General features: G+C 60.2%; 9 protein-coding genes. 6 read left to right on the top strand and 3 right to left on the bottom strand.

Going from position 1 to position 12,798, the window contains the following annotated elements:
- The first annotated feature begins 57 nt into the window (after positions 1-57).
- The 5 genes from HK107_RS02010 to HK107_RS02030 all read left to right on the top strand — a co-directional run bounded on the left by HK107_RS02010 (position 58) and on the right by HK107_RS02030 (position 5,205).
- The gene (locus tag HK107_RS02010; protein ID WP_173196296.1) at positions 58-2,871 is read left to right on the top strand and encodes a TonB-dependent receptor; all 2,814 of its coding nucleotides are present in this window, start codon (positions 58-60) and stop codon (positions 2,869-2,871) included.
- Positions 2,872-3,018: 147 nt separating this feature from the next.
- On the top strand, positions 3,019-3,660 hold the full coding sequence (locus HK107_RS02015; RefSeq protein ID WP_173196297.1) for a murein L,D-transpeptidase catalytic domain family protein: 642 nt from the start codon (positions 3,019-3,021) through the stop codon (positions 3,658-3,660).
- 78 nt (positions 3,661-3,738) lie between these two features.
- A complete protein-coding gene (locus tag HK107_RS02020) occupies positions 3,739-4,404 on the top strand; it encodes a hypothetical protein (protein ID WP_173196298.1) in 666 nt (221 codons plus the stop codon).
- 57 nt (positions 4,405-4,461) lie between these two features.
- Positions 4,462-4,737 carry a hypothetical protein gene (locus HK107_RS02025; protein ID WP_173196300.1) on the top strand — a complete coding sequence of 92 codons (276 nt, stop codon included), beginning with the start codon at positions 4,462-4,464 and terminating at the stop codon, positions 4,735-4,737.
- Between the two features lie 12 nt (positions 4,738-4,749).
- Entirely contained in the window at positions 4,750-5,205 is a 456-nt protein-coding gene (locus HK107_RS02030; RefSeq protein ID WP_173196302.1) for a hypothetical protein, read from the top strand.
- 6 nt (positions 5,206-5,211) lie between these two features.
- On the opposite strand, the gene HK107_RS02035 is transcribed toward HK107_RS02030, so the two are convergent.
- The 3 genes from HK107_RS02035 to HK107_RS02045 form a co-directional block, all read right to left on the bottom strand.
- A complete protein-coding gene (locus HK107_RS02035; protein ID WP_173196304.1) occupies positions 5,212-6,696 on the bottom strand; it encodes a ShlB/FhaC/HecB family hemolysin secretion/activation protein in 1,485 nt (494 codons plus the stop codon).
- A 277-nt stretch (positions 6,697-6,973) separates the two neighbouring features.
- Positions 6,974-8,323: a glycoside hydrolase 5 family protein gene (locus HK107_RS02040; RefSeq protein WP_173196306.1), complete on the bottom strand. Its 1,350-nt coding sequence runs from the start codon at positions 8,321-8,323 to the stop codon at positions 6,974-6,976.
- Positions 8,324-8,662: 339 nt separating this feature from the next.
- Positions 8,663-8,848, bottom strand: coding sequence for a hypothetical protein (locus HK107_RS02045; protein WP_173196308.1), 186 nt, complete (start codon positions 8,846-8,848; stop codon positions 8,663-8,665).
- A 748-nt stretch (positions 8,849-9,596) separates the two neighbouring features.
- On the opposite strand from HK107_RS02045, the gene HK107_RS02050 reads away from it, so the two are divergent.
- The gene (locus tag HK107_RS02050; RefSeq protein ID WP_173196310.1) at positions 9,597-12,299 is read left to right on the top strand and encodes a S8 family serine peptidase; all 2,703 of its coding nucleotides are present in this window, start codon (positions 9,597-9,599) and stop codon (positions 12,297-12,299) included.
- The last annotated feature ends 499 nt before the right edge of the window (positions 12,300-12,798 follow it).

Raw genomic sequence — 12,798 nt, forward strand, 5'->3', positions numbered from 1 at the left:
CTATTCCCGGCGGATCAGCTAACTCTTTAGCGATCCTACGGGGAAGCGGCGACACGCATGACTGACACCAGATGGGCGCTGAAGGCGCTGCTCCTCAGCGCGAGCCTTCTCGCCCTTTCGCCCGCAGCCGCAGAAACGGCCGGGCAGGACCCGCAGGACGACCAGCGGGTTGAGCCTTCCGGTGAACAGGACTCGGACGTCATCGTTGTCGACGCCGTTCGCCGCCGCGGCGTCACCCTCTCAACTGTCGAACCTGAACTTGTGCTCGGCGAGGAAGAGATCGCAGCCTACGGCGTCTCGTCGATCGCAGAGCTTCTCGAAGAACTCGCGCCTGAAACCACGTCAGGCCGTACACGGCGCAATTCCGGCGGTGGCCCTGTCGTCCTTCTCAATGGCAGGCGCATTTCCGGCTTCCGCGAAATCGGCCGCTATCCGCCAGAAGCCCTCGCTCGCGTCGAGGTCCTCCCCGAAGAAGCCGCTCTCGCCTATGGCTTCAGCGCCGACCGGCGGGTCATCAACTTCATCCTCAAGGACAATGTTGTCGTCCGCGCCGTCGAGAGCGAGCTTGAGACCCCTGACCAGGGCGGATCGAGTTCGACCGAGGCCAGCCTCCAGCGGCTGAAGGTGGACGGCAACCGCCGGTTCTCCGTGGACTTGCGTTATGAGCGGCAGTCTGAGCTTCTGGAAAAAGAGCGCGACTTTACTTCGGAGCAGCCGCTTCTGCCCTTCGCGAACCCCGGGAACCTAGGCGCGGCAAGCTTCGGCGATCCCATCGGTGCACTGATTGGCGCTGATCCGTCTGTCACTGTGGCAGCTCTCCAAGGTGCAAGCTTCGCCAGTCTGCTCCCCGGCGTAACCACGCCGGAGGATGCACAGGCCTTCCGTGCGCTCCGCCCTGAGACGGAGGAAATTGCGGCGGGCTTCAGCCGGTCGGGCCTCTTCCTCTTCGACAGCATCCTGACGATCAGCGGTGAGTTCGAAGCTGGCGAGACGATCAGCAAGCAGGGCCTCGGCAGTGCGGCTCTCGACTTACCAGCCAGCAACTCGTTCGTTCCGTTTGCGGACGGTGTGACCCTTTACGCCCAGCAAGGCGAGGACGGGCAGCTCTTCCAGGAGACGACGAACGAGGTCTTCACCGGTGGCCTTTCGGTGGTCAGCAAGCTCTCGCCCGTCAACTGGACGCTGACCGCGAACTACGAAGTCTCCGATCAGGAAGCGACGACCGACCTCGGCTTCGACCTCGTGGCGCTTCAGGCTGCGGTGGATGCGGGCGCAGACCCCTTTGCCCTGCTCAGCGGTGACATCGCGCGCGTCGAGCGGATCACTGAGAACCGCAGCGAGACAGCCAGCGCCGAGGGTGTCGTCAACTGGCGACCGTTCGAGCTGCCAGCGGGCGACGTCCGCGTTTCGGCGCAGGCCGGTGTCTTCTCCCGCGCCATCGAGACCGAAGCGCGTCAGGAAGGCGAGGTCACGGTCACTGACCTCGACCGCCAGACCTTCAGCACCCAGATTAACGTCGATGCACCCGTCACCGACCGTGTCGATGGCGGGATCGGCACCCTGTCGGTCAATGGCAACCTCAATTTCCGTGAGCTGTCGGACTTCGGCTCGCTCCTTACATGGGGCGCAGGCTTCAACTGGCGCCCGAATGACAAGCTGCGCTTCCTCGTCTCCTACACGGTTGAGGAAGGTGCGCCGGGAATCCAGCAGCTGGGCAACCCCGAACTCGTCACGCCCAACGTCCGGGTCTTCGACTTCGTGACAGGCGAGACCGTCCTTGTGGAAAGCATCTCAGGCGGCAACCCGAACCTCCTCGCGGACGCACGCGAGGTGTCCAAGATCGGTGTGCAGATCAAGCCTTGGGAAGAGAAGGACGTCACCTTCAACATCGACTATACCGAAAGCAGAATCGACGATGAAGCTCGCGGCTTCCCTGCCCTGACGGCAGAGGTCGAGGCCGCCTTCGCTGACCGCTTCGTGCGGGATACGGACGGGACGCTCCTGAGCATTGATCGGCGTCCGGTGAATTTCGAGGAAGGCACCCAACGCCAGCTCCGCTCCAGCATCAACTGGTCCAAGCGCCTTGGCCGTAGAGGCGGCAGGCCCGGTGGACGCCCAGGCGGCCCACCGTCCGGCGCACGGCCCGGCAGCAGACCCGGCGGCCCTCCTGCCGCAGCAGCATCAGGTCGTCCGCAGGGCGAGCGTCCTCAGGGCGGACCACCGGCAGGGAGCGGAAGACCTTCTGGCCAACCCCCTGCAGCAAGCGGACGCCCCTCCGGACCTCCTCAAGGCGGGCAGGCGCAAGGCCAGCGCCGCGGACCTCCCCAAGGTGCAAACGCCGAGGGTGGTCGTCGCCAACCCAATCGTCAGCCGACCCGCTCGGGCAGACCGGGACGGATGGGCATTACGCTCACCCACACCTGGGTCCTCGAAGACGAACTCGTCATCGCAGCAGGCCTTCCGACACTCGATCTCCTGAACGGCTCAGCCATCGGCCAGAACGGGGGCACCGCGGCGCACCAGCTCACGGCATCGCTCAGGCGCTGGAACAAAGGCCTTGGCGTCTTCAGCCGGGTCAACTGGCAGAGCGGCAGTGAAGTCGATGGCAGCCTCACGGGCGGGTCCGACCTCAGCTTTTCCCAGACCCTAATCGCCGATGTGCGCATGGGCTATGACCTCGGCTACTCCGCCGCGATCATGCAGCGGGCGCCTTGGCTCAGGAACACGCGGATCAGTGTCGGCGTCGACAACATCTTCGATAGCCGGATCGACGTTGAAAACCCCGACGGCGAGACCCCGCTGCGCTACCAGCGGGACCTGATCGATCCTCTCGGCAGGGTCTTCGAACTCGAAATCCGCAAGCGTTTTTAGGGCTTTATCCGGGAGCCTGAAGATCCTTTCAGGTTCCCTCTACACCCTTTCGTGAGCCCCTTCAGACCCCATATGTTGAGTGTGGGAAGGACGGGGCGCGCCGCCTGTTGCAGGGCTTGGCAGCGCCTTTTCAACGAAGGGACATCCATGATTTTCAAGCGCTTCGCCGCATCGCTGGCTCTCGCCACCGCAGCCGCTTTCGCCGTTCCGGCAGCCGCCTCTTCAGCAGCGACAACAACGATCGAGGCAGGGTTCGTCCAGGCGGGCCTCAACCCGCTGGTCCTCGACCAGGCCATGAAAAACTACGCCGCGAATCAGGATGTCGTCGGCAATCAGCGCTACATCGGCATCATCGATTACACGATCCACTCGAGCCAGCCGCGCTTCTGGATCCTCGATACCGAGAGCGGCGAGGCTGAAGTTCTGCTGGTCTCCCACGGTGTCGGCTCGGACCCGAGCCATGAGGGGCGTCCTTCGGTCTTCTCGAACACGGTCGGCTCGCGCATGACCTCGCTGGGCTCCTACGTCACGGCGGAGACCTATTACGGCAAGCACGGCCTCAGCCTGAAGCTCGACGGCCTGTCCGAGACCAACAGCCGGGCCCGCGAGCGGGCCATCGTCATCCACGGCGCCGACTACGTGAACCCTGCCCGCGGCACCCAGGGCCGTAGCTGGGGCTGCCCCGCGGTGGAGCGCAAGGTCGCCAAAACCTTGATCGAGAAGTTCAAGGGCGGGGCCTTCCTCTACATCCACGGCACTTCGGGTGCCGACGCCACCACCACTGCGTGAGGGGCTGTCGATTTTGAAACGCGAAGACGCTAGGGGGCGGCGCATGAATGCGCGTGCCCCCTTTTCCGAGTTTGCCCGATGAAGAACGCTAGCCTCATCCGCGTGGGCCTGCTCGTCGGCACGCTGGTCGGCGGGGCCTTCATCGGCCGCAAGGCGATCGACAAGCAGATCGAGCGCAAGATGTCCGCTGCCACGGAGGAGGCCATCCGCCTCGCTGAGGAAGAGCTGGACCGTTCGGTGAAGTCGGTCCTGCGCGAGCGGATCGTGAAGTTCCTCCGCGTGATGGCCGTGAAGGTGCTGCTGCTCGGCATCGCAGCGCTGTTCTTCGCGCTTGAATGGCTGACCCTCTCGGGGCTCAGGGCGACCGTCCTGATCCTCGGCCTCAGCTATATCGTCTACGATTTGCGAGGCGCGCTGCCCCAGCTCCTACCAGCCCTCGCCTATGCGCGGCGGCACAAGTTCAAGCCCAAGAGCATGGTGACCGACGCCGTGGCTGCCGCATCCTTCGAGCGAGCTTATGAGGAAGCCGTCGAGCGTATCGACGGCGAGAAGGGCCGCCACTGGATCACCCTGTCGAGCTTCAACACCCATGAGCTCTCCACCGAAATCGCCGGCGCAGTCTCCGAGGTCGCGCGCCATGCGAGCTACGACAAGGTCCGGCCCCGCGCCCTCATGTTCGCAGGCTTCACGGCGACGCTCTCCCTCGCCTATTTCGGTCTCGCCTGGCTCGTGGTGCATTTGTAGCCGCCAGGGAACTTTTCCGGTTCTGGCCCCGTTGCCTTCCTTGAAAAGGAGGGCTCCATGGCCAGCACCCAGTCCGCCAACAGCAATGACAGCCGCGTCGAAGAGCTGAACAAAGCCGTCGAGGACATCCGCGCCCGGATTCGGGCAGCAACCTCCGAAATCGACAGCGGCGAAGCTGTCGAAGAGCTGCAGCAGGCCGTCTCCATCGCCATGGAGGAGATGAGCGACCTGCAGAGCCGTCTTGAGGTCGCCACGCGCAAGAACCCGATGCTCGCCCTCGGCGGCGCGCTCGCCGTCGGCTACATGCTCGGCAACCTCTTCTCGAAGAAATAGGGTCTTCGCGTTTTGGGCATTCCAGGGGTCAAACCGAAGAAGCTTCGCAGGCTCGCAGTCAGGGTCGAGGTCGGCATCCTTGCAGGGACCGTCGGCCTGACCGGCGTTGCGCTGCTGATCGCCGCGGCCGTCGTGTGGCTGAACCAGACCATGTCGCTGCTCGCGGCTCTCGCCTATGTGGGGATGGGGCTCATCCTCGTTGCGGGGTGTTCGGTGCTGATCCAGCGGATCTGGGAGATGAACCAGAAAGCTCCGCAGCCTGATGAGCCAGATGAGGATGACGAGAACCCCCTCGAACGCGCCGTAGAGGTCGCCACGTCAGGCCCGCTCGGCATGGCCTCTTCTGCCCTCGTGGCGCGGCAGGTCCGCAAGGCACCCATCACCACCGCAGCAGGTCTCGCGGCCATCGGGCTCCTCATGGCAACCCGCGACCGGCGCGAGCAGCGCAAGGTCGAGATTGACCGCTAGGCCAGCCTAGAACTCCATCGCTACACTGAAGATCAAACGCGTGTCGTCTGCGAAGCCTTCAGGGAGGCCGCTCGACTGAATCGGGAAGCCGACCAGAAGGTCCGTGTCGAGCTTGTCGCCCCATGTCCCCCGCACACCAACGGAGACCGAGCTGCGCTCCACGGACCCTGCTCCGGCCTGGAGGCCAGCGCCTGCACCGGGTTTCAGCTTCAGGAAGCCGTAATCCACGGCGAGAAAGGGGCCGACCTCCAGGAACCATTCCGGCACGTCCTTCTGGTCACGGAATATCTCGATCAGGCCAATGACGCAGTCATCGCCTGAGGCTTCGAGCGGGTCATAGCCCCGGCCGATATCCGTGCCCCCATATTCGCATTGCTGGCTGACGGGTTTGTTCGTCTGCTGAGCATAGCCGGTCGCCATGAAGTGCCACTTGCCCGCCATGTGCCAGTCGATCTCGGCGCCCACGGAGGCCATCCAGAAACGGGGGTCCAGCTGGCTGGTCGACGCCTTCACGTCCATTGGGTCCGTCGCATCAAAGATGTCGACGCCCACCCTGCCGCCGAAGGTCAGGTTCGTGCTGATCCTCTTGCCATAATCCACATCGTTCGACCATTCCGACCCGACGCTCCAATTCACGTCATAGACCGGCGGCGTGGTCGTCCGCTTCAGGTTGAACTCGTCCCGGGTGAGGTCAACGGTCACGGACGTCTCAAGGCTTCCCCGCTCGAATGTCGGCAGCTCCAAGAAAAGCGAGTCCGTCTGTCCCCGGATGATGAAGTCGATGTCCCTCAGAAAGTCCGTTCCCGGCCTGATGCGTGAACGGAAGAAGTCATAGCCAACCTTGAAATTCGATCCGAAAACCGGGGTCTTGTACTCGCCGAAGCCGAACCAGGCCTGACCCTCCTCCAGCGAAGTGACGAACCCTGAGGAGAAGGCATCGCCATGCCGAAACAGGCTCTCGACCTCCCCGCGCAGCCGGGCACGCTTGCGGCCGGTAAAGACCGAGGCATCATTGCTGACCAGAGCACTCAAGGAGAAGGTGCGCGGCAACGGCTCGACCTTCGCGCCCTCGGGACAGCCCGAACAGGCTGGCGGCGTCAGCGTCACGAGGACGGGCCCGCCAAGCAACTCCTCTGCCCGGGCAAGCGCGGCGGGCCATGCGAATGGCGCGAGGCGGCGAAGCGCTGTCTCCGTCCTCTTCGACACCGCATCGGAGCGAGCAGCAACTGTAAACCGGGGAGCCCGGCCCGCTGGCACACCGGCCAGGTGGCTCTCTTCCCCGCAAGCGCTACCAGGCAAGAGGCCAAGCCGCTGCGCCGGACCACGATAGCTCTCGGCAAGCCTGAGAAACGAATCAGCGTGGAGACTGATCTGCTCGGGCCTTGGTGCTTCTTCGGCAGCACAGACGGTGGGTCCCCCGGCGAGGACGACCCGCGAGCCTGCGCGCTTGGGGCGGTCCGGTTCGCTGGTCCTGCCTTCTTGGGCAAGCACACGAAATTGTTGAAGAACTGGCCCTGCGCCAAAACTTGCTGAAGCCTGAGAGAGAAAAGCCGAAAGCACAAAAGAAGATGCTGCGCTCGTCATGAACGCACAGAGTATTCCTCTTCGCTCCCGCAAACACTTCACAAACGCCCGCTCCCGGCACGATGGTCGCACCTTGCCGAGTGTCCGTAAAGTTTAAAGCATCGGCCCGGCCAAGGATTCCCAAAGGGAATTTCGACTTAGCTTTATTTTCCAGAGACTAAGACGAAAAACCCACCCTCGGGCCTCATTCGACCATCAGCGGAATGTTGGCGGTGGCGATTTTCTGTCCCGGATCCGATGAGGTGGCGAACAGGCGGTACTCGCCGCTCTCGATCGGCGCACGGAACGTCACCGTCCGGGCGGTTGTCCCAACGACCGTCAGGGGCACCTCCGGCGGCGCAGCCTCAAGTCCTCCGCCCTCGGAGCGCTCGCTGACCTCACGTCGGAGGATCCATTCGGTGCTGAGGGGGTCGCTCTCTGGGTCCCACAGGTCGATCTCGGCCGTATACTCTGCACCAGGAGCAAGCTTGACGCTTTCAAGCGGCCCCTTCCCGGCCAGCGTAATCCACTCGATCATCGGCGCGCGGTTCGCCGGGTACGACCCAGTCCAGTACCGCGATAGCTCATCGGCACGGGCGTCGGGCCGACCCTCTGGCGTGAACATGCTGTACCAGGTCGAGGTCCGCTCCTGCTTGTGGCCCCAGTAGAAGGCGAAATTGCCGATAATCCGGCCAGACTGGTCGTTCGCGATGAAGCGGTCGATCCGCTCAGCCATGCCCCGCGCCTTGAGCGCTGAAGGCTCCTCGATCTCGCGGCCCCAGGCTGTCTTGGGCATCTCCCAATGGCCGATTGGTCCGTACTCGGTGATCATGATCGGGATGCCGCTGCGGTCGCCAGCGAGAAACTCAGGCATCCGCACAAGATCGCCATAGAGCTGCACCGACAGGATATCGAGGTTCGGAAGGTAAGGCAGCGCCCGGTCTACGTGGTGCGTCAGGTACCCTGCGAAAGCCGTCGATACCGGGTGGTGAGGGTCAACCTGATGGATGAACTCAGCAACGTCGTTGAGAGCGATGTAAGCCTTCGCGTTGACCGGAGCGACCTCCCCCTCATCATCGAAGAGCAGGTTCAACTCGTTGCCGACAATGTACATGAGGAGGTTCGGATGGTCCTTATACCGAAGAACTGCCTCCCGCGTGCGAGCGAACTGCTGGGCCACCGCCTCTTCATTGTCGTAGTCGAAGCCGTGAAGCTCCTGACCGAAATCAAGACCCAGCGCGACCATGACGCCGTGCTTCTCAGCGAGCTCGAAGACCTTGTCAGCTTCGTATTGGGACCATGTCCTGACCGTGTTCCCGCCTGCCTTCACAAGTGCAGCGAAGCGTTCATCCGAAGGCTGACCAATCCCAACGCCGTACACGGTGTAAGGGTGTCCGTTGACATGCAGCGCATAACCCGACTGAGCGTCGCCAACCACCTCCACATGACGCGCATGGCGCTCCGGCAGCCCGATGATCGGCGCCTGAAAAGCGGCTGCCGATGAAGCGATCGCAAGCCCCGTCGCAATAAGCGCGACGACAATTCTTCCCAGCACTGTTCCCTCCTGCCCGCCCTTAAAGCGGAACCTGTTTTCCACAGAGGCTAGTGAAAAGAAGCAGCGCCATCAATGAGAGCACCATGCCGCAAGGACGCAGCCTCGTAAGGCTACGTCAGAACAGTGACTTGGGGGAATGGTGAGCCCTCTCGGAGGCTCTACCGTCAAATCTTTCTTATCATAAGTGATTGTTATTATATCGTTTCGAAAATCGACTGCTCAGTGCGGAGCGGTTTATGTAGCACGTCTCGAGGCACGCAAGGCGTGGATAGCGGATGGTGAGAGCTTCTCCAGACGCCCCAAGGAGCCCTGCAGCTCCCCAGGTCTCCACTCTGTGACCTACGCAGGGACGCCCGCGATCAACCTGTCCAGCTCCGTTTCCGCTGCATTGACGGTCCCCATAGTAACCTCAAAGGCAATCAGGGCGGCTGTCAGGGTTCCCACCGTGGCAGTCGTCGGGTTCTCCCTAGCTATCCCCAGGGCGCTCTCTACGGGTTCGCTGATAATAGTGATTGTCGTCGGCATTGCCTTCTCCCTGCTGTTCGAAGACAGCCGGAGGATGATTTAGGCATAAGCCGGGGGCAACTCTAAATATCAGTATGCTGAGGTAGTGAATCGATTAGGTGCGCGACTTGATAGCAGTCAACATCACTGGTCGAGCAAGCCATCGCTTCGGCTATCGATACGAGGCTCGGAGCGGTTGGAATCACGTAGGGGAAAACCTAACCCTTCGTGTACTTCCCCCGCCAGCGGAGAGCGGAACCAGCAGCTCCCAACAGAGCTGACCCGAACAAGAGGCCGCCTGCTGGAACTGGAACAGCGCTGACAGCGACATCGCGAACCTGGACTTCAATACCGATGCCAGATGAGCGCGAGTACCCCTCGATTGAGACCGGATCGACTTCGAAGTTTGTACACTGAAGAGGTCGCGGTTGGGCGAAAGGAATTAGTACCCCGTCCGCTCAAGGTCGAGTAGGTGGCCAGGGTCAGGAAGATGGCGGTCTTACATTGCTAGCAAAATCGGCATGGCTCCTCCGCGTGCACTATGGAAGGTGAAATTAGGGCCTCCCGCAGTACTCCGGTGAGAGACTGTTGTCGTGATGAGAGTGCTGCTTCACTAAGTGTTTGCTCGACTTACCATAATTATAAGCCTGTTAACTGTTGTAGATTTTCCCCTTCGTTCCTGCATACTCTCAAGCCAGGTATTGGAGCGCCGCGGTAGGTGAATATGGGGCGGATTGTGCATTCTCGAAGCTGGGCCATTAAGACGTCAGTGAGCCTTTTGACGTGTCTCCTTTTAGCCAGCTGTGGACCTAGCGATCCGAAAAAACGTATCGCAGGTGGAGCTGATCAACCGGATGCTCCGACAGGCGAAGATGAGACCACCTTCACCCTGTCAGGCAACCTAGCTGCCTCCCAGTTCCTATCTGTGGATGGCGACACGAATGATACGTTTTCCGAACTGCGATTGAACAACGATTTTATCAGCGCACAAACAATCAGCAATCCCAGTATAGTCAAGGGGTTCGTCACTGTGATCGATCCGCCTGGATCAGGGAGATTCAATTTCTTTTCCACGGATCAATTTGACGTGTACTCGTTCACAGGGTTTTCCGGTCAGCAGATTTTTCTCGAGGCTGCAGATTTCGATCAGGCTACCCCAGCCCTCAACGATATCGATCTGATCCTATATGATAGCCTTGGTATTGCTCAGGCCGTCTCAATGTCTATCGATGGAGCGTACGAAGCTCTGTCGGTCCCTTCAGACGGACAGTACTTCATCGCAGTGCAGGCCAGATCGGGGGCCTCTAACTATACACTGAGCCTTTCCTCGATTGCGGGACCAATTAGTCTTGGCACAGATCGGATTGTTCAAAACCTTCAACCCAACGCAGTGATCTTGAACGGACCACCAGTGACGGACGCGGGAATTGCGTTTGTCGATGCCTTCGAGCACTCGAATTTCTCCGGTTCTGATGCAAGTGTTTTGCGGTCTGCAGATGTTCGTATCGTTGACTTGCAAGGCGCTCGCTCTCTTGTGGAAGACGATGTCGACGAGTTCGTTGCGGACCGATCGAATGTGTTTGCAGGGATTGGCCTCCCAAGCTCCTATCACTCCCAGTCACCCGAGTTTCTTCTGCTGGCCTTGTTGGATCGGTTGAACAGGCTTGAAGGACGTGACCTCTTTACTGCTATTGAGGCAGGGTCGACACTTCAAGCGCTCAACTCTGACCCCGTGCCGTTAAGATCTATCAACTGGAACCTCTATGATATTGGCTGGGAAGCTGCTGAGGCTCAGCTAACCGGGCTGACGTTCGCTAAGACGCCGGTCGTAGCTGTGATAGACAGTGGATACTTCACGGCTCACTCTGATCTCCGTACTCAGATTATTGATCAACGTGATTTCGTAGCTGCGCAGTTTGACGGCGATGGCTTTGACGCCGAGGCGGAGGAGATCGTCCGTCCAGGAGACAATCCAGCATGCCACGGCTTCCACGGTACTCACGTGGCAACCACCGCAGCGGCTTCGTCTGGAGACGGAGGAATGATAGGCGTTGCTCCACAGTCCGAGATTATTGCGCTGAAAATTGGGTTTAGTTCCGGGCCCCGTTGCAAGCAATTCTTTGGCGATCTCGCTCAGGCTATCCGATATGCTGCTAGGCTGCCAAACGCGAGCAACGCTCTACCGCCGAAGAAAGCTGACGTGATAAACATGTCCCTAGGTTATCGTCAGCCCGATCCGTCAGTTTCTGCGGCAATAGACGCTGCTGTGGCCGAGGGAGTGATCGTTGTGGCGGGCGTTGGCAACGATAGCGCCGCCGTCATCAACTATCCTGCATCGTTTCCCAACGTCATTGGCGTTGCTGCCACGGATTTTAGGCGATCACGTGCTCACTACAGCACGTTCAATTCAATGGTCGATATTGCTGCGCCGGGTGGTGACGTTCGCGTGGACGCCAACGGTGATGGCTACGGTGATGGCATTCTTGGGGGAATTGCGACGCTCAGTGGTGTAGCGGGCTTCAGGCAGGACTATACCTTGATGAACGGCACGTCGATGGCATCTCCCACCGTATCCGGAGGAATAGCACTGATGAAGGCGATTTCTCCAACACTAACCCAAGCGGACGTTGAGGGCATGCTGGCGTCAGGCCGCCTGACCGAAGACATAGGCGCTCAGGGTTATGACATCGAAACCGGTTATGGTCTCATGTCGCTGCCAAAAATGATCAACGCCGCACTGGAATTCTCTGGAGGCAACCCCTCCGAGCTCCCTGATCTCATTCTATCATCTCCTAGCCAAGTGAGTTTCGGCATTCTGGCTCAAGATGTTTCGATCAGCGTGGAGCGGATTCGCGGTCTCGACAATCGGATTCAGGGCATCACTCTGTCGCCGTCTCTGCGAACCTCAAGTGGGGGCGAGTGGATATCATTGGTCAACAGCGAAACCGATGCTGACGGATTCGGGACCTATACATTTCGAGCCAACAGACAAATCCTTGGCCTTGGAACGTTCCAGGGTACCATCGGTTTCGAGCAGTCGAATGGTTCTACACTGAACATTCCCGTGTCTCTCACGAACGCATCTGACGAGGGGACTGGAACCACAGGAGCGATCTTCTTTGTTGTCGAGAGGCTGAACGAGGCAGGAGAGTTCGTTACGGCAGTGGATGATTACCGGATTGAGGAGGGTGCTTCTGGCGGTAGCGCGATCGCATCGATTAGCGGCCTCCGAGCCGGGAGCTATCGAGTTATCTACGGAACCGATATGGATAGTGATAACCTGATTTGTGACGAGGGAGAGCTCTGCGGCGCACTCCCATTCAACAGTTCCCGGTTTGATGACACGATTGAAGTTGATCAAAACCTGTCCGGATTGGACTTTTCGCTGAACGATCTCTCAGGTGTTGCTCTCTCATCGGAAGATGACCAAGCCGGAGAGCGACCACTGTTGCGGAAGATCAACCGGGACTAGACCGTTCTTGAACGGACGGGCGTTTTGACTGGCTCACCAGGAGGTTCGCGATCGCGGGGATTGGCTAAATGTACCATCCCCGTCGCCGCCTCGAAGGCCACCGGGATTGCTGTGAGGGTTCCGGTCGAGGCAATCGCCGTGTTCTCGCTGGCTGCATTTAGGGCGCACTCTACAAGTTCACCGATGATAGCGAGAGTGGTCGGCATCGCCTTTTCCTTCCCGCTGTGATGCAGCTGGAGAATGGTCTATGACTGATTTAGGGGCAGCACTGAATATCAATACGCTCAGGTAGCAAGTCGCTGCACTTCTTGGAGTGAGTCCATAGGCTCTTATGGGGTGCACGGATGGAAAGAGAAAAACATCACAGCGACCATTTCTCAGCCGTGAGATATATTAGCAAGAACCAATAGGCGCGCGGGCGTCACCTTGGGTTGTCTCTGGGTAGGTTGATTGGAGGTGGTCTGATGATGACCACCGTCTCAGGGATGACGCTAGGCTA

It is taken from the genome of Parvularcula mediterranea, assembly GCF_013085255.1.
In the GTDB taxonomy this organism is placed as follows: Bacteria; Pseudomonadota; Alphaproteobacteria; order Caulobacterales; family Parvularculaceae; genus Parvularcula; species Parvularcula mediterranea.